Origin of the sequence: Nocardia sp. GP40 (assembly GCF_050434125.1) — a bacterium.
Taxonomy (GTDB): domain Bacteria; phylum Actinomycetota; class Actinomycetes; order Mycobacteriales; family Mycobacteriaceae; genus Nocardia; species Nocardia albiluteola.
Genome location: NZ_JBNPVW010000019.1, coordinates 50,906 through 67,013, shown reverse-complemented (window position 1 = coordinate 67,013; position 16,108 = coordinate 50,906). Strand labels below are relative to the sequence as shown.

Annotated in this window: 17 protein-coding genes and 1 tRNA gene; 10 read left to right on the top strand and 8 right to left on the bottom strand. The window is 67.6% G+C overall.

All coding sequences use genetic code 11. The features are described 5' to 3' along the window. Positions 1-15 precede the first annotated feature (15 nt). The 3 genes from ABH933_RS39690 to ABH933_RS39680 are packed head-to-tail and all read right to left on the bottom strand — an operon-like array spanning position 16 to position 1,493. On the bottom strand, positions 16-807 hold the full coding sequence (locus ABH933_RS39690) for an MBL fold metallo-hydrolase (RefSeq protein ID WP_429426922.1): 792 nt from the start codon (positions 805-807) through the stop codon (positions 16-18). Positions 808-867: 60 nt separating this feature from the next. Then, positions 868-1,329: a RidA family protein gene (locus tag ABH933_RS39685; protein ID WP_429426920.1), complete on the bottom strand. Its 462-nt coding sequence runs from the start codon at positions 1,327-1,329 to the stop codon at positions 868-870. Next, positions 1,329-1,493, bottom strand: a complete 165-nt coding sequence (locus ABH933_RS39680; protein ID WP_215915397.1) for a DUF4177 domain-containing protein — start codon at positions 1,491-1,493, stop codon at positions 1,329-1,331. The genes ABH933_RS39685 and ABH933_RS39680 overlap by 1 nt, the downstream gene beginning before the upstream one ends. 127 nt (positions 1,494-1,620) lie before the next feature. On the opposite strand from ABH933_RS39680, the gene ABH933_RS39675 reads away from it, so the two are divergent. Together ABH933_RS39675 and ABH933_RS39670 are read left to right on the top strand one after the other, a co-directional pair. Beyond that, a complete protein-coding gene (locus ABH933_RS39675; RefSeq protein ID WP_429426918.1) occupies positions 1,621-2,667 on the top strand; it encodes an ArsA-related P-loop ATPase in 1,047 nt (348 codons plus the stop codon). Continuing rightward, the gene (locus tag ABH933_RS39670) at positions 2,667-3,836 is read left to right on the top strand and encodes an ArsA family ATPase (protein WP_429426916.1); all 1,170 of its coding nucleotides are present in this window, start codon (positions 2,667-2,669) and stop codon (positions 3,834-3,836) included. Before ABH933_RS39675 ends, ABH933_RS39670 begins: the two co-directional genes overlap by 1 nt. A gap of 93 nt (positions 3,837-3,929) precedes the next feature. Here the strand turns inward: ABH933_RS39670 and ABH933_RS39665 are convergent, their stop codons facing one another. Continuing rightward, the gene (locus ABH933_RS39665; RefSeq protein WP_153408015.1) at positions 3,930-4,253 is read right to left on the bottom strand and encodes a WhiB family transcriptional regulator; all 324 of its coding nucleotides are present in this window, start codon (positions 4,251-4,253) and stop codon (positions 3,930-3,932) included. Positions 4,254-4,617: 364 nt separating this feature from the next. Here ABH933_RS39665 and ABH933_RS39660 point away from each other — a divergent pair, with 364 nt between their 5' ends. Then, positions 4,618-6,981: a penicillin-binding protein gene (locus ABH933_RS39660; protein WP_429426914.1), complete on the top strand. Its 2,364-nt coding sequence runs from the start codon at positions 4,618-4,620 to the stop codon at positions 6,979-6,981. 133 nt (positions 6,982-7,114) lie between these two features. Here the strand turns inward: ABH933_RS39660 and ABH933_RS39655 are convergent, their stop codons facing one another. After that, positions 7,115-7,579, bottom strand: coding sequence for a GatB/YqeY domain-containing protein (locus tag ABH933_RS39655; RefSeq protein ID WP_429426912.1), 465 nt, complete (start codon positions 7,577-7,579; stop codon positions 7,115-7,117). A gap of 146 nt (positions 7,580-7,725) precedes the next feature. On the opposite strand from ABH933_RS39655, the gene ABH933_RS39650 reads away from it, so the two are divergent. From ABH933_RS39650 to ABH933_RS39640, 3 genes are all read left to right on the top strand, one after another. Beyond that, a complete protein-coding gene (locus ABH933_RS39650) occupies positions 7,726-8,688 on the top strand; it encodes a metallophosphoesterase (RefSeq protein ID WP_429426910.1) in 963 nt (320 codons plus the stop codon). A 791-nt stretch (positions 8,689-9,479) separates the two neighbouring features. After that, positions 9,480-10,412 carry a hypothetical protein gene (locus tag ABH933_RS39645; protein WP_429426908.1) on the top strand — a complete coding sequence of 311 codons (933 nt, stop codon included), beginning with the start codon at positions 9,480-9,482 and terminating at the stop codon, positions 10,410-10,412. A 56-nt stretch (positions 10,413-10,468) separates the two neighbouring features. Further along, positions 10,469-10,542: transfer RNA gene (locus ABH933_RS39640), tRNA-Pro, on the top strand. Positions 10,543-10,840: 298 nt separating this feature from the next. Here ABH933_RS39640 and ABH933_RS39635 read toward each other — a convergent pair. Next, positions 10,841-11,170: a hypothetical protein gene (locus ABH933_RS39635; RefSeq protein ID WP_429426906.1), complete on the bottom strand. Its 330-nt coding sequence runs from the start codon at positions 11,168-11,170 to the stop codon at positions 10,841-10,843. Positions 11,171-11,350: 180 nt separating this feature from the next. On the opposite strand from ABH933_RS39635, the gene ABH933_RS39630 reads away from it, so the two are divergent. Beyond that, entirely contained in the window at positions 11,351-13,660 is a 2,310-nt protein-coding gene (locus ABH933_RS39630; RefSeq protein ID WP_429426905.1) for a LuxR C-terminal-related transcriptional regulator, read from the top strand. 22 nt (positions 13,661-13,682) lie between these two features. Here the strand turns inward: ABH933_RS39630 and ABH933_RS39625 are convergent, their stop codons facing one another. Continuing rightward, positions 13,683-13,967 (bottom strand): MepB family protein, encoded by a 285-nt coding sequence (locus ABH933_RS39625; RefSeq protein WP_429426903.1) that lies wholly within the window; start codon positions 13,965-13,967, stop codon positions 13,683-13,685. Between the two features lie 9 nt (positions 13,968-13,976). Then, a complete protein-coding gene (locus tag ABH933_RS39620; protein ID WP_429426901.1) occupies positions 13,977-14,339 on the bottom strand; it encodes a hypothetical protein in 363 nt (120 codons plus the stop codon). Here ABH933_RS39620 and ABH933_RS39615 point away from each other — a divergent pair. From ABH933_RS39615 to ABH933_RS39605, 3 genes are all read left to right on the top strand, one after another. Next, positions 14,325-14,558 carry a nuclear transport factor 2 family protein gene (locus ABH933_RS39615; protein WP_429427018.1) on the top strand — a complete coding sequence of 78 codons (234 nt, stop codon included), beginning with the start codon at positions 14,325-14,327 and terminating at the stop codon, positions 14,556-14,558. The genes ABH933_RS39620 and ABH933_RS39615 overlap by 15 nt on opposite strands. A 261-nt stretch (positions 14,559-14,819) precedes the next feature. Then, positions 14,820-15,578, top strand: a complete 759-nt coding sequence (locus ABH933_RS39610; protein ID WP_429426899.1) for a hypothetical protein — start codon at positions 14,820-14,822, stop codon at positions 15,576-15,578. Continuing rightward, complete coding sequence (locus ABH933_RS39605) at positions 15,575-16,099, top strand: DUF302 domain-containing protein (RefSeq protein ID WP_429426897.1); 525 nt, start codon at positions 15,575-15,577, stop codon at positions 16,097-16,099. Before ABH933_RS39610 ends, ABH933_RS39605 begins: the two co-directional genes overlap by 4 nt. Positions 16,100-16,108: the final 9 nt, after the last annotated feature.

Genomic DNA, 16,108 nt, shown 5'->3' with positions numbered 1-16,108 from the left:
CGGGGGCAGTTTCGTCTAGTTCTGGCTGCGCAGATACGCCAGCTGCGCCTGCACCGAGCTGCGCGCAGCGGGCCAGAGCTTCTTGTCGACGTCGGCGTAGACCTTCGCGACGATCTGCAAAGGCTTGGCGTCGGGGCCCAGTTCCCGCAGCGCCGCGCGCACCTGCTCCAGCCGCTCCTGGCGATGCTGGATGTAATACCGGACGACGGGCTCGGCCTCGGGGTGATCGGGTCCGTGCGCGGGCAGCAGGGCCCTGCCCGGGGCCACCGCGGCCAGCTTGTCCATCGAGGCCAGGTAGTCGCCCAGCGCGCCGTCGCGTGATTCCAGCACCGTGGTGCCGCTGCCGAGCACGGTGTCACCGGTCAGCACGGCATCCTCGAGCACGAAGCTGACCGAGTCCTGCGTGTGCCCGGGGGTTGCCAGCACCGTGATGCGCACCCCCGCCGCCTCGATGACCTCGCCGTCGGCCAGCGGCGTGACCGAACCGCGCAGGAACTCGCGCTCCACCGCACGCACGGACGTGCCGGTCAGCTTCGTCAGCCGGTCGATGCCGCCGGTGTGGTCGTGATGGTGGTGCGTGATCAGGGTGAGGGCGATATTTCCGTTGGTCTCGCGCGCGATCGCCTCGCTGTGCGCGCGGTCCTTGGGCCCCGGGTCGATCACGACGCAGTCGGACCGGCCCGGGGCGCGCAGAATCCAGGTGTTGGTGCCCTGCAGGGTCATCTGGTTCGGATTGTCCGCCAGCAGTACCGATGCGGTAGGTGTGACCGGCCGCAATTGCCCATACGCGGGATGGGTGAGGGTCATGACAGTGTCCTAACGCGCAGTGCGGTAACAGGTTCCACGACCCACCACCAACTTCCAGATTTACGCGATCTCGACGATGATCTCCACCTCGACCGGGGTGTTCCGGGGCAGCTCGAAGACGCCGACCGCGGAACGCGCGTGCTTGCCGGCGTCGCCGAACACCTCGCCGAGCAATTCCGAGGCGCCGTTGATCACCAGCGGCTGATCGTTGAATCCCGGTGCGGAGGCCACGAATCCGACGACCTTCACGATCCGCACGACCGCATCGAGTCCGGCCACGTCGTGGACCGCGGCGAGCGCGTTGAGCGCGCACAGCTTGGCGGCCTCCTTGGCCTGCTCCGGGGTGACCTCCGCGCCGACCTTGCCCTCGGCGAACAGCTTGCCGTCCACGAACGGCAGCTGACCGGAGGTGTACACCAGCTGGCCGCTGCGCAGCGCCGGAATGTAGGCGCCCGCCGGGGCAGCCACGCCGGGCAGCTCCAGGCCGAGCCGCTCGAGGTTCTTGCGCCAGATCTCGCTCATCAGCCCTTCACCCGCTTCAGGTAGGCGACGTGCTGTTCGCCGGTCGGCCCGGGCAGGACGGTCACCAGTTCCCAGCCGTCGGCGCCCCACTGGTCCAGAATCTGCTTGGTCGCATGCGTCAGCAACGGGACTGTCGCGTATTCCCACAGGGTCAGATCACTCATGTGCCCGAGCGTATCGGGGTTACGCGGTCTTGCGAACCGTTGGGCTCGACCGGATCCGCATGTGGCCTAGCAGACAGTCGGCGTATCCCGTGCCGGGGTTTTCGCAACGGGCTATAGGCTCGCGAACGTGGGAGTACCGATAGCGGCGCCCGTTTCCACCGAGGAGGGGCCGGAGCTGGGATGGCCGGAGCGGGCGGACAAGGCCCGGCTGCACTACGTCTCCGGGAAGGGCGGCACCGGAAAGTCCACGGTCGCCGCGGCTTTGGCCCTGGCCCTGGCCGCGGGCGGGCGACGGGTGCTGCTGGTCGAGGTGGAGGGGCGTCAATCGATCGCCCAGCTGTTCGATCTGCCGCCGCTGCCCCCGACCGAGACGAAGATCGCCACCGCCGACGGCGGCGGCGAGGTGATGGCACTGGCCCTGGACATCGAGTACGCGTTCCTCGAATACCTGGACATGTTCTACAACCTCGGCTTCGCCGGGCGGGCGATGCGCCGGATGGGCGCCATCGAGTTCGTCACCACGATCGCGCCGGGCCTGAAGGACGTCATCCTTACCGGCAAGATCAAGGAATGCGTTGTGCGGACCGAGAAATCAGGTGGTGTGACCCGTCCGGTCTATGACGAGATCGTGGTGGACGCGCCGCCGACCGGCCGCATCGCCGGATTCCTGGACGTCACCAAGGCGATGGCCGACGTCGCCAAGGGCGGGCCGATCGCCTCGCAGGCCGTGGGCGTGTCGAATCTGCTGCATTCCGAGCAGACCATCGTGCACCTGGTGACCCTGCTCGAGGCGCTGCCGGTGCAGGAGACCGCCGACGCTGTCGCGGAGCTGACCGAGGCCGACTTCCGCATCGGCACGGTGATCGTCAACCGGGCCACCGAGGGGTTCCTGCCCGCGTCGCTGCGCCGGCGGGCCGCGGGCGGCGACATCGATGCCGACGCCCTGCGCGCCGGACTGGGTGCTGCGGGAATCGACCTGTCCGACAACGATTTCCAGGGCCTGCTCGAGGAGACCATGCAGCACAGCGCCATCCTGCAGGCCCAGGACGACAGCGCGGCCGAACTGGCCAAGGTCGACATCAACCGGCTGTACCTGCCGACCCTGCCCGACGGCATGGACCTGGGCGGACTCTATGAGCTATCCGAACATCTGAGCACACAGGGAGTTCGCTGATGACCGTTCCGACCACCGCTTTCCCGCTGGATATCTCGGCGATTCTGTCCGATCCGGCGGCGCGGGTGGTGGTCTGCTGCGGCAGCGGCGGCGTCGGGAAGACGACCACGGCGGCGGCGCTCGCGCTGCGCGCCGCCGAGGTAGGGCGCAAGGTGGTCGTGCTGACCATCGACCCGGCGCGGCGGCTGGCGCAGTCGCTGGGCGTCAGCGATCTGGGCAATACCCCGCAGCGGGTGCCGCTGAGTCCCGAGACCCGGGGCGAGCTGCACGCGATGATGCTGAACATGCGCCGCACCTTCGACGATATGGTGCTCGAGCACACCACGCCGGACAAGGCCGAGCAGATCTTCGCCAACCCCTTCTATCAGACGGTCGCCTCCTCCTTCGGCGGGACGCAGGAGTACATGGCGATGGAGAAGCTGGGGCAGCTGGTCGGGAAGAAGCAGTGGGACCTGGTCATCGTGGACACCCCGCCCTCGCGCAACGCGCTGGACTTCCTCGACGCGCCGAAACGACTCGGCACCTTCCTGAACGGCCGCATGATTCGCGTCATCATGGCGCCGGGCCGGGGCGTGGGCCGCTTCGTGACGGGCGCGATGAGTCTGGCTGTACGCGGGGTGTCGACGATCGTGGGGGGCCAGATGCTCAAGGACGCCTCGCTGTTCCTGCAGTCGCTCGAATCCATGTTCGGCGGCTTCCAGGATCGGGCCGATCGCACCTACGCGATGCTGTCCCGGCCGGGCACGCACTTCCTCGTGGTGGCCGCCGCCGAACCGGATGCGCTGCGTGAGGCGTCGTTCTTCGTGGACCGGCTCTCCACCGACAACATGCCGCTGGCCGGGCTGGTGCTCAACCGCACCCACCCGGTGCTGTGCGCGCTGTCCCCGGAGCAGTCCACCGCGGCCGCGGACCGCCTGGTTCCGGACGGCTCGACCCAGGATCCCGAGTCCGACCCGCTGGCGTTGACGGCGGAGGTGCTGCGCATCCACGCGCACCGGGCCACCACCGCCCGGCGCGAGGAGCATCTGCTGCACCGCTTCACCGGCGCGCATCCGCGGGTGCCGATCGTCGCGGTGACGGCGCTGCCGTTCGATGTGTCGGATCTGGACGCGCTGCGCGCGGTCGCCGATCAGCTGACCGGGTCGCCCGCCGCCACCCCCATCGCCTGACAAGCCCCCTTGGCGGACGGGAATAATCGGCGAGGAACCGAAAACGGCCCGAGCCCGCGTCTAGCCGGACTCGGACCGCCGTCGGTTATCGACTCAGATCGCCACCTTCTGGTTCCGCTGGGCGCGGAAGAACTCCGCCCACGAGGTCACCTCGGGATGCTGTTTCAGCAGCGCACGCCGCTGGCGCTCGGTCATACCACCCCACACACCGAACTCGACTCGATTGTCCAGGGCGTCGGCGCCGCACTCCATCAGCACGGGGCAGTGCCGGCATATCGTCGCCGCCTTGCGCTGGGCGGCGCCGCGGACGAACAGCTGGTCGGGGTCCACTTCCTTGCATCGGGCCTGGGAGACCCAGGCGATCCTTGCTTCGGCCTGCTCCACGTCCAATCGAGCGATGGGGGTAGTCATATGCATTTGGTGTGCCCCTTTGCAGTCCGAACACCGGGTCAACGGCGCTCCGGAATCACGAGCAGTCCGCAGCAACCCAACCCCGCTGCGGCCTGCACCACATTCCACTTTGAGTGTTAGCTCTATCACACTGGGTTCTCAATCTAGGTAAAGGTATGGGGCCAGCGCAAGACCGTCTCGAGATTTTCTGGTACGCCCGTCCATGCAAATGCGACAAAAAACCGGGCAGTCTGAACCAAACGGCCGACACGCCCGGGTTTCTATGACAGGACCCGCCGAGATGTGATGGTTCCCACGTCCGGACCGTACACGTAATTCGAGTCTCGCACCGCGACCGCCCGCGCGCGAGGGCTGCCTTTAGTCTGGTGGCGTGCCGATCTCACAAACGCTCGCCAGACTGGCCGGGGCGTGCATCCTGGCGGCCGCCCTCATCGCCGGGCTGTTGTTCCCGCTCGCCGGTGGTTTCGGGTACGTGTCGAACCGCGCCGCCGATGCCGTCGACAACGTCTCCGCCGAAGTGTTGGAGGGCACCGTACCGGCGGTGTCCACCATGGTCGATGCGACCGGGGCACCGATCGCCTACCTGTACCAGCAACGGCGCTTCGAGGTGCCCAGCGACAAGATCTCCAACGACATGAAGCTGGCGCAGATCTCCATCGAGGACCGCCGCTTCCTGAACCATCACGGCGTCGACTGGCAGGGCACCTTCCGCGCGTTCCTGCGCAACACCTCGAGCGGCGAGGTGCAGCAGGGTGGCTCGACCATCGACCAGCAGTATGTGAAGAACTTCCAGCTGCTGGTCGTCGCCAAGACCGACGCCGAGCGCCGGGCCGCGATCGAGACCACCCCCGCGCGCAAGCTGCGCGAGATCCGCCTGGCCCTGACGCTGGACAAGCAACTCTCCAAGGACGAGATCCTCACCCGCTACCTCAACCTGGTGTACTTCGGAAACGGCGCCTACGGCATCCAGGACGCCGCCCAGACCTACTTCAAGGTCGACGCCAAGGACCTGAACGTCCAGCAGGCCGCGATGCTGGCCGGCATGGTGCAGAGCACCTCCAAGTTCAACCCGTACACCAACCCGAAGGCCGTGCTCGACCGCCGGAACATCGTGCTGGACACCATGGTCCAGAACATCCCGAGCCGCGCGGCCGAATTCCAGGCGGCCAAGGCCACCCCGCTCGACGTGCAGCCCGAGCCGCAGGGCCTGTCCAACGGCTGCATCGCAGCCATCGACCGCGGCTACTTCTGCGACTACGCCCTGCAGTACCTGAACGACGCGGGACTGAGCACCGATCAGATCAACAAGGGCGGCTACCTGATCCGCACCACCCTGGACCCGACGGTGCAGAACTCGATGAAGGCCGCGGTCAACGCGATGACGCCGGCCAATCTGGACGACATCGCCGAGGTGTCGACCATCATCGCGCCCGGCCAGGACTCCCACAACGTGCTGGCGATGGTGTCCAGCCGCACCTACGGCCTGGACGCGAGCATCCACCAGACGGTACAGCCGCAGCCGTTCTCGATGGTCGGCGACGGCGCCGGCTCGATCTTCAAGATCTTCACCACGGCCGCGGCGATGGAGAAGGGCCTGGGCACCAGCGCCAATCTCGACGTGCCGTCGTTCTACGCGGCCAAGGGCATGGGCTCGAGCGGCACTCCCGGCTGCCCGGAGATGACCTACTGCGTCAAGAACGCCGGTAACTACCGCTCGCCGATGTCGGTGACCGAGGCGCTCGCGCAGTCGCCGAACACCGCGTTCGTCAAGCTCATTCAGGCTGTCGGGGTGACCCCGACCGTCGACATGGCGATCCGGCTGGGCCTGCGGTCCTACACCAAGCCCGGCACCTCCGGACACGGCAACACGAGCATGGCCGACATGTTCAAGCAGCAGAACCTGGGTTCGTTCACCCTCGGCCCGGTCGCGGTCAACCCCCTGGAGCTGTCGAACGTGGCGGCGACCCTGGCCTCGGGCGGCAAGTGGTGCCCGCCCTCCCCGATCAAGCAGGTGCTGGACCGCAACGGCAAGCCGGTCTCGCTGACCCAGCAGGCCTGCCAGCAGGTCATCGATCCCGGCCTGGCCAACACGCTGGCCAACGCGCTGGGCCAGGACGCCACCGGCGGCACCGCGGCCGGATCCGCACGTGCGGCCGGATGGCACGTCCCGGTGGCCTCGAAGACCGGAACCACCGAGACCAACCGGTCCTCGGCCTTCCTCGGCTTCACCAACTCGATGGCCGGCGCGGCCTACATCTACGGCGACTCGCCGACCCCGGACCAGATCTGCTCGTTCCCGCTGCGCAACTGCTCGAGCGGCAACCTGTTCGGTGGTAATGAACCCGCGCGCAGCTGGTTCATGGGCATCAATCCGGTGCTGGGCAACTTCCCGCCCACCCAGCTACCGCCGTTGGACGACAAATACGTGCGCGGATCCAACAATTCACAGATTCCCGACGTGATCGGCAAGCCCCAGGCCGAGGCCACCGCGACCCTGGTGGGCGCGGGCTTCCAGGTGTCGGCGGTGACGCAGCCGGGCTCCGCGGCCAAGGGGACGGTGCAGGGCACCACGCCCAACGGGTCGGCCATCCCGGGTTCGGTGATCACGCTGTCCATCAGCGACGGCACCGTGCGCGATGCCCCGCTGCCGGACGCACCCCCGGTGAATCTGCCTGGCCTGCCGCAGATTCCGCGGCTGCCACCGATTCCCATACCGATACCGCTACCCCGCTAGACACACCGGAGCCCCGCTGGATCAATCTTCAGCGGGGCTCCGGCGTATCTGCGCCATGCTTGCGCGATTCGGACAGACTGGCGCGTTCGTCGGGATCCCCTTGCGCGCCCGCCGATTCCGGGCCGCGCGTGATCTACAGGCGGGCCTTCACCGCGGCCGAGATGCGCGAACCGTCGGCGCGGCCGTGGGCCAGGGTGGTGGCGATCTTCATGACCTGCCCCATCTGCCGCATGCCCGGGCGCTCACCGTTCTGCTCGGCGACCTGGGCGATGGCGGTGTCGACGAGGTCGGCGACCTCCGCATCGGTGAGCGGGGTCGGCAGGTACTCGTCGATGATCTCGTTCTCGGCGCGCTCGTTGGCCGCGAGTTCGCCGCGGCCCGCCTGCTCGTAGACCACCGCCGCCTCGTTGCGCTTCTTGGCCTCCTTGGCCAGCACCGCGATCACGTCGGCATCGGACAGCTCGCGCGCCTGCGCCCCGGCCACCTCGGCGGTCTGGATGGCGGCCAGCAGCATGCGCAGGGTATTGGTGCGCAGCGCGTCCTTGGCCTTCATGGACGTGGTCAGATCGGCCCGCAGCTTCGATTTGAGTTCCGACATAATGCTCACGGTAACCGGTCCGGACGCCTTGCCCCAGTCGTTTTGCCCCCGCGCCGCACCCCGTCCCGTGCTCGCACGCTGGCGCGATCTGGACTTGTGCCGAATCACACTCGGTGTTCGTCACATCCGTCGCCTATCCTGATCGAATGCCCGTACTCTCGTCTCCCGCAGTCCAACGAGCCGCGTTGGGCGCCGCCGGAGCCGCAGTGGCCGGTATCGGCTACGCCTCGCTGATCGAACGCAATGCGTTCGTCCTGCGTGAGGCGACCCTACCGGTGCTACAGCCGGGGTCGGCGAGCCTGCGGGTGCTGCACCTGTCCGATCTGCACATGATGCCCGGGCAGAAGCTCAAGCAGAACTGGGTGCGGGAGCTGGCACGACTCGAACCGGATCTGGTGGTCGACACCGGTGACAATCTGGCCCATCCCAAGGCGGTGCCCGCGGTGGTGCAGGCGCTGTCGGGGCTGCTGTCGCGGCCGGGCCTGTTCGTCTTCGGCAGCAACGACTATTTCGCGCCGGTGCCGAAGAATCCGCTGAAGTACTTCAAGAAGGACCACAAGCGAGTCCACGGCGACCCGCTGCCCTGGCAGGATCTGCGGGCGGCGTTCTCCGAGCGCGGCTGGCACGACCTGACCCACGTGCGGCGCGACGTCGAGGTGGCCGGAATCAAGATCGCGACCGCCGGGGTCGACGATCCGCACCTGAAGCGCGACCGCTACGACACCATCGCCGGCGCCCCGAATCCGCTGGCGGAGCTGAGCATCGGCCTGACCCACTCCCCCGAGCCGCGCGTGCTCGACCGGTTCTCCACCGACGGCTACGACCTGGTGCTGGCGGGTCACACCCACGGCGGGCAGCTGTGCCTGCCGGGCTTCGGCGCGCTGGTCACCAACTGCGGCATCGACCGTTCCCGGGTGAAGGGGCCCTCGCGCTGGGGTGCACACACCCGGTTGCACGTCTCGGCCGGGCTCGGTACCTCGCCGTGGGCGCCGTACCGGTTCTGCTGTCGCCCGGAGGCGACCCTGCTGACGCTGGTCGCTGCCCCGCCGCAGCGCCCCGCTGCCGCCAGCGGCCACGGCGTGTCGGCGTCGGAGGTCGTGGCCCGGTAGGGGACGGTAGGCCGCGAGGTGGGTGAACACAGGGTCGCTCGTCGATCCGACACGTCAGGCAGGGGACGAGGGTGAGCAACGAGCCGATCAGCGGTGAATCCGGCGATCGGCCGGCCGCCGACAATCGATCGCACCCGCAGCACGCCGCGCATCTGCGCGGTTTGAACCTGCCACATCCGACCTCTCCGGCGGACACCACCGATACCGAGGCGATCGATTTTCGTCCGGCCGGGCCCGCCAGGACCGAGAAGATCCCGGTCGTGGATGCCGCGGTGCCCGCACGTCCCGATGCCTGGGCGCAGCAGGCCGCGCCCACGGATCGGATTGCGCAGGTGAGCTTCGGGCAGGGTGGGTCCCCGTCTCAATCGGTGTCGGTCACACCCGATCTCGAGCACGCCGCGCGCGACGGGCGGACCGATCATCTCGGGCTCGTCGGCTCCGATCCGCGCACTAATCCTATTCCGCAGCAGGCAATTTCACCTGCGTCGCCGTCTGCGGCCGAGGGCCGCGCGCAGCCGGGAACCTCACCTCGCGGCGGTGCCCCCGATCCCGCTGCACAACAACAACCCTCGAGTTCGAACGTGCCGAAGCCGGAGGAGGCATGGCAGCTCGGTGGACCGGATCATGCAGCACTACAACAGAATTCGGATCAGTCGGCGAAATCGGTTGGCGTCCAGGGTGTATCGCGAACTGCACATGCTCCGGGCGCCTCTAGAGGCATAATGCCTTCACTGCCCGGCGCACCCTATCCCCCTGGGACGCCACAGCATCCGTCCGGGGCGCCGCAGCCGATGGGATCCGCCTCGGCCGAGATTCGCGATTCCGCCCAGACCTTCGGTGGCGCACAGCCGCACGACGCGCCCGCAGCAGCGCAGCCGTGGGACGCGCGGACCGCCGCCCATCCGGTGGACTCGGACCCGACGCCACCGGACGCGGGCCCGTACAAGTCCCGCCACAAGGATCGACCGCTGAGTGCCCGCGAGCGCAAGACCTGGCTCTTCGCCGGGATCGGGGCCGCGGTGGTGGTAGCGCTGGGCATCGGCGTGACTCTCCTCACAGTTGGTGGCTCCGGCAATTCCGCATCCTCGGCCGATTCCGGCTCCTTGGTCAGCGCGCTGACCTCGGCCAAGAGTTCGCCGCCCAGCGCCGCACCATCGACGACCGCGCCCGCCACGATCGCCAATCTGGCCCCGCTGATCCCCGGCTACCAGGTGGTCCAGGTCCCGTCCCGCGGCGCGGCCTTCGACGTGCCCCGGAACTGGCAGGTGGACCCGGCGAGTTCCACCGTCTGGGGCACTGCGCCCGACACCGTCGAGATCGCCGGGCTCGCGCAGGACGGCAAGGGCTACTGCCCGAACTACGTGCGCACCAGCGCCTTTCTGACCATGTCCGCGAAGCCGGACCCGACCGCGGCGGCCACGGACGTCGGCGCCCACCTGGCCAAGATCGGCTGGTCCACCGCCACCGGCACCACCCCGGGCAAGGCCGTACCGCTCACCTCCCTGGACGGCGAGCTGCACGGCTCGTTCGCCGAGGTCGACGGCACCTTCCCACCCCCGGCCCCCGGCTGCGCCGGCTCCTTCGCCGTTTACACGTTCGCCTTCCCCGGCGAGAACGGCAACTTCGTCATGACCATCGCCGCCGACACCGGCGTGGACCGCGCCATCGACCGCCCCACCGCCCAGCGCATCCTCGCCAGCATCCGCCCCCTCCCGGACAAGTGACCTGCGGATTTAACTCCGGAGCCCTCCTTGTTGTAAGCTACTGCAGGTTCACATCACGGGGTGTGGCGCAGCTTGGTAGCGCGCTTCGTTCGGGACGAAGAGGTCGCAGGTTCAAATCCTGTCACCCCGACTCGTGTGTGGAGACACGACAGGGCCCCTGACCAGTACATCTGGTTGGGGGCCTTACTCGTGACAGCATCAGCGAAGCCACCGACGCACCCAGAATGGGAAAAGCTGGGAAAAATGAATCGTCACGGGTAAGGGACCGGCTTCGGTGTTAGACCAGCGCCGGTCGGCGTGGTGGTTGTTGAGGGTAATACGTGGCTTCGTATTCGGCCAGCTGGCGCCTGGGCTACGACATCCGCAACGCACGAGGCCGCGCTGTCACCACCGCCGTGATCCGTCCCAATAGCCACATCCAGCGGCTCTCACCCATTCGGCTCGAGTTCCCGGATCGCGGCATCGGTGCGCACTCCGAGGATCCCCATGAGGATCGTCCGGCACGCGGTCATACCCGAGAGGTGCCCGCGCAACGTCAGCACCGCGCGCGCTTCGGTCCGACGACATTCCTGAACGAGCTCGACGAACGCCGGTGGCAATATCCCATGCTGGGGCGCGGGCTCATAGAAGACGGTGCCCAGCGCGTATCCGAATGACTCGGCGGCGGCCCGCAGTCGGTCCGCGCCCGAATCCGGGTCGCGGTCACGGAGCATATCGGCGCGTAAGTATCCGTAGGCAAGAGGCAATAAGTGGGTCATCGGATGGTCCGATCTCGGTTGGCACATCTGTCGCTTGCCCTGCGATTCTCGTCCGCTGCGCGCGGTGGCCGGATCGGTAGATCTACACATTTCCCTACCCAGCCGGGTGGGTGAGTCGCCGGGACCCCGGTACATCGGCGCGGCTAGATTGGTCTTGTGGCGAGACGCAAGCCTGCTCGCGTGGCTGGCAACATGCCGTTCGCGATCACCAGCTTCGTCGGACGAGAACGGGATATCCGCGAAGTCCGGAAGCTGCTCGCTACTGCCCGGCTGGTCACGCTCACCGGTGCGGGCGGAGTCGGAAAGACCCGCCTGGCCACCGAGGTCGCGGCCGCGGTCGGCCAGTTGTTTCCGGATGGGGTGTGGCTGGTGGATCTGGCCCGCGTCGGCGACGCGGATCTGGTGGCACGGGCGGTGATGACCGTCCTGGGAATCAACGATATGTCGAACCGAAGCCCCGAGGAGCAGCTCGTCGACCACCTCGCCGCCAGGCACACCCTGCTCGTGCTGGACAACTGCGAGCACCTGCTGGAAAGGTCTGGCGCGCTGTGCGAGCACCTACTGAAATCATGTGCCGAGCTGCAGATTCTGGCCACCAGCCGGGAGGCGCTCGGGCTGGTGGGCGAGCACGTATACCCGGTCCTGCCGCTGTCGATGCCCGCCGCGGGCACGGCGATCACACTGACGGCACTGACCGCTTTCGAAGCGCCGGCACTGCTACTGGAACGCGCCCGGGCAGTGCGTCCGGATTTCACTGTGACCGAAGGTGACACAGAAGCGATTACGCGGGTCTGCCACCGGCTGGACGGCATCCCGCTCGCCATCGAACTCGCCGCATCCCGGCTACGGTCACTGACGATGCAGGGCCTGCTGGAACGACTCGACGACCGGTTCACCCTGCTGAACATCGACACGCGGGCCACGGTGCCGCGGCAGCGGACGCTGCGGGCGCTGATCGACTGGAGCTACGGGCTGAGCCGACCGGCGGAGCGGCTGCTGTGGGCGCGCCTGTCGGTTTTCGCCGGAGAATTCACCTTGGCCGCCGCGGAGGGCGTGTGCGCCGGTCCCGACCTGCCGCGCGAGGAGATTGTGGACCTGATCGACCACTTGATCTTGCAGTCGATCCTGCTGCTCGCCCCGACCGACGGCCCGCCGCGGTACCGGATGCTGGAAACGATCCGGGAGTACGGGGGGCAGCGGCTGACCGAACTGGGTGAGACCGGCGCCCTCCGCAAGCGGCATTGCGATTTCTTCCGCGCGCTCGCCCAGCGGACCGCCGAGGTCTGGGACGGGCCCGGCCAGGCGGCCGGTCTGGCCGAGTTGCGCGCAGAACACGACAACCTGCAAGCGGCACTCGACTGGGCGACCAACGAGCCGGCCGCCGCACCCGAAGCCCTGACCCTCGTCATAGCGCTTCGCTACCACTGGTGCGCCGACACCTTCCTCGGCGACGGACGACGGTGGACCGAGCGAGCGCTGCACAACTCCGACCCGGACAGCCCCAAACGGATCCCGGCGCTGTGGGTCGCGGCCTGGATAATGGTGCTGCAAGGCGATCACGACCAGGCCGACCAGGCACTCGACGAGTGCACGGCCCGTGCGGCCGCCGTCGCCGACCGCCGCGTCATCGCCTACGCGGACAGTCTCCGCGGCACTTCAGCGCTGTTCCGCGGCCGCCTCGCGGAAGCCATCGCGATCTTCGAGCGCGTCCTCGCGGATTCCCCCGACAACGACAACCTGGCCCGGCTGACCCTGTTCCAGCTCGCCATGGCGCAAGCACACGCCCGCGACGACAGAGCGGCGAAGACAGCCCGGGAGGCGATCGCCCTGGCCGACAAGTGCGGCGAACAATGGAGCAAGTCGTTTGCCCTGTTAGCACTCGGCTTCGACCGGCACCTCCACGGCGAATACGACGAGGCCGTCACTAGTACCCGTGCCGCACTGGAGATCCAGACCGAGTTCAACGCCCGCGCGGCCACGGCACTAATGATCGAACTGCTGGCCTGGATCGCCGCCGCCCGCGGCGAACACCGGCATGCGGCGCGGCTGCTGGGAGCAGTCGGATCGGAATGGCAGCACATCAATACATCGATGACGGCATTCGGCCCCTACCTGGGAAAACTGCACGCCACCTGCGAGCGAACCATTGCCGCGGCGTTGCCCGAGGCGGTGCTGCGTTCGGAGCGCGCCCGCGGCGAAAGCCTCGATCACGACCAGGCGATCGCCTATGCACTCGATCGTCGCGAGCGTGCCGCCGAACCCGCGCAGCAGCACGACACCGTGAAGCAGCACGACACCGTACTGACCGCGCGCGAGCAGCAGGTGGCCGAACTCGTCGCACAGGGCCTCAGCAACCGGCAGATCGCGCAACGGCTCGTGGTCTCACCGCGCACCGTCGACCGGCACCTCGAAAACATCCTCGGCAAACTCGGCTTCTCGTCGCGGACGCAGGTCGCCGCCTGGACAGCGCGGTCGTCGTCGGTGCGGTAGCCCGACCGGCCCTGGTACGCCGTTACGGCTGCGGCGCCGACACCGCATGCGCCATGTCGTAGCCCCGACCCGCCACGGACACGATGCCGTGCTCGATCAATGCGGTCTTGGGGAACACGAACTGACCCACCTTCGCCGGCGTCAGCTTGCCCACCCGGAACCTGACCGACCCGCGACCCACGCGGGAGACGAACGCCCCGTACTCAGCGTTCTCCGTCTCCGGAACCGCATCCGAAAGCTCCAAACCCAGACGGCGCACAAGATGCCTCGCCTCGGCGACATCGGGATGCACACCAGCGGAAACCAATCCAACTCCTCACTGAACCGACTCTCTCCTACAACATCCAACCAGTGCCTGAGGCTGGTTCAGTGCACGGAATCTTCGGTGACGACAGGCCCTGCGGTGGTTGACGCACAACGCGACGAGACGCTGCCGGGGCGCTCCGGCTACTTCCAGGTTCTCGTAGGTGAGGGTCAACACTCCGACACCCGGAACCCGGAAACTCTTCGCCCCGTGCGTCCGGACCTCGACATCGCTACGCGCCCAGAACATTCGGAACTCCGGGCTGCCCGCCAACTCGTCCAGCAGTACGACCAGTCCGTCGTCCGCCGGATACCGAGCGGCGGTCACCCGTAGCTGCGCCGCCGTGGCGGCGGCTAGCACCTGCTCGGCAATCACCTCGTCAGGGTCGACGGCGACACCGCCACCTACACGGCCTCATTCCGTGCGATGCACGGTCAGCGCGATCGCGGCACCTGGACCCTGTACGGCACCTACCGCACCACTCTCACCCGCACAAGCGGCACCTGGCTCATCGACGGCGTGTACATGAACTGGAACTGGGAGGAAGGCGACCGACAGATCATCCTCGACGCCGCCGGTTCCGCCACGCCGTGAGCTTCGCCGGCATCTCCGGCCGCACCAGATCCGCATCCACAGGGGGCTGCCGTTGTACGAGGAGGTGAGCAGTTGGAACATCTGCTACGCGGGTCCGGGGCGTATCCGGGCCGCGCGGAGCCATTCGTGGCAGAACGCTGACACGAGCACGGCCGCACCGCCGCCCAATGCGGCGTCGCAACTGGTCGGGCAGGTACGGTAACGACTACCGGGACGGTCTGCAGCTATCACCACGTTCGTCGACGAATCGGATCCACCACCATGGAAAACGATCTTCTCGAGCTCGCGATCTCCACGACCGGCGGCCGCGCGCTGTGGAACACCGTGCGGGGCCTGCGGATCGACATCTCTATCGGCGGCCCGATCTGGGCGCTGAAGGGCTGGCCGCCGGGACGCACTTTCGACCAGATTCTGACATTGGACACCCGGGCCGAACACATCGTGTTCACCCCGTTCACCCGCGACGACCAGCGCATGGTGTTCGACGCGGCCACCGACACCGTCCAGATGCAGACGCTGACGGGGGAATCGGTCCAGGAACTGTCCCCCGCCAGGGCCGGCTTCAAGGGACTGCTCCGCAACAGTGCTTGGGACGCAGCGCATCTGGGCTACTTCCTCGGTTACGCGTGCTGGAACTACTTCGTCACCCCATTCGTATTCGAATACCCGGGCGTGGAAGCCCGCGAGATCGAGCCGTGGGAGGAGGCGGGCCAACTCTGGCGCCGGCTGCTGGTGCGGTTTCCATCCACCATCACCACCCACAACCCCGAACAGATCTTCTATTTCGACGCCGAGGGACTGCAGCGACGCATGGACTACATCGTCGAGATCAACGGCAGCACCCTCGTCGGGCACTACACCAGCCGCTACCAATCCTTCGACGGATTGCGGATCGCCACCCGCCGACGCGTCTTCCGACGCAACCCCGACAACACCGTGAACCTCAATCTGCCATCGATCACCCTCGACATCCACGACGTGGAGTTGATCCACGGCGACGCCGGACAGGTACAGCCATGACCAACACACCCACCTCGATCGATCACCTCAGCCGACGGCTGGTGATCGCCTTGCCGCAGCCCTACGATGAAGCCCGCACGCGCTACGAAACCCTGGTTCCCGCAATCGATGCGGCACGGTTCGCGCAGATGGCGTCCTGGCAGGCCACCCTCGAACTCGCCGAGATCAACGCCCCGCACGGATTCATGCGCTATTACCGCAGCGACATCACCGCCGCCATGGCCGGCTCGGCGTCGATGTGGAAGACCACTCAATACCTCATGGGCAACCACACGATCGCCGAGCGAATGTTCCGCCACGACCCGGCGGTGATGCTGCACGCACCCCTGCGAACGGTGCTGTACGCCGACCCCGACGGCGACACGAAACTCGTTGTCGACCAACCCAGCCTGCTGTTCGCCAGCTACGCCGACCCCGGCATCGCCGAGGTCGGCCGGGAACTCGACGCGTTGCTGGCCGCACTCGCCACCACGCTCGGCGGGAAGGCACCCGCCGAGCTGTCGAACGGAGGAAAACCCTGACTATCCAGT

Bases quoted from the DNA above. Each gene is read 5' to 3' on its own strand.
- ABH933_RS39690 (WP_429426922.1), bottom strand. From the start codon at position 807: ATGACCCTCACCCATCCCGCGTATGGGCAATTGCGGCCGGTCACACCT.
- ABH933_RS39685 (WP_429426920.1), bottom strand. From the start codon at position 1,329: ATGAGCGAGATCTGGCGCAAGAACCTCGAGCGGCTCGGCCTGGAGCTG.
- ABH933_RS39680 (WP_215915397.1), bottom strand. From the start codon at position 1,493: ATGAGTGATCTGACCCTGTGGGAATACGCGACAGTCCCGTTGCTGACG.
- ABH933_RS39670 (WP_429426916.1), top strand. From the start codon at position 2,667: ATGACCGTTCCGACCACCGCTTTCCCGCTGGATATCTCGGCGATTCTG.
- ABH933_RS39665 (WP_153408015.1), bottom strand. From the start codon at position 4,253: ATGCATATGACTACCCCCATCGCTCGATTGGACGTGGAGCAGGCCGAA.
- ABH933_RS39655 (WP_429426912.1), bottom strand. From the start codon at position 7,579: ATGTCGGAACTCAAATCGAAGCTGCGGGCCGATCTGACCACGTCCATG.
- ABH933_RS39650 (WP_429426910.1), top strand. From the start codon at position 7,726: ATGCCCGTACTCTCGTCTCCCGCAGTCCAACGAGCCGCGTTGGGCGCC.
- ABH933_RS39645 (WP_429426908.1), top strand. From the start codon at position 9,480: ATGGGATCCGCCTCGGCCGAGATTCGCGATTCCGCCCAGACCTTCGGT.
- ABH933_RS39635 (WP_429426906.1), bottom strand. From the start codon at position 11,170: ATGACCCACTTATTGCCTCTTGCCTACGGATACTTACGCGCCGATATG.
- ABH933_RS39610 (WP_429426899.1), top strand. From the start codon at position 14,820: ATGGAAAACGATCTTCTCGAGCTCGCGATCTCCACGACCGGCGGCCGC.
- ABH933_RS39605 (WP_429426897.1), top strand. From the start codon at position 15,575: ATGACCAACACACCCACCTCGATCGATCACCTCAGCCGACGGCTGGTG.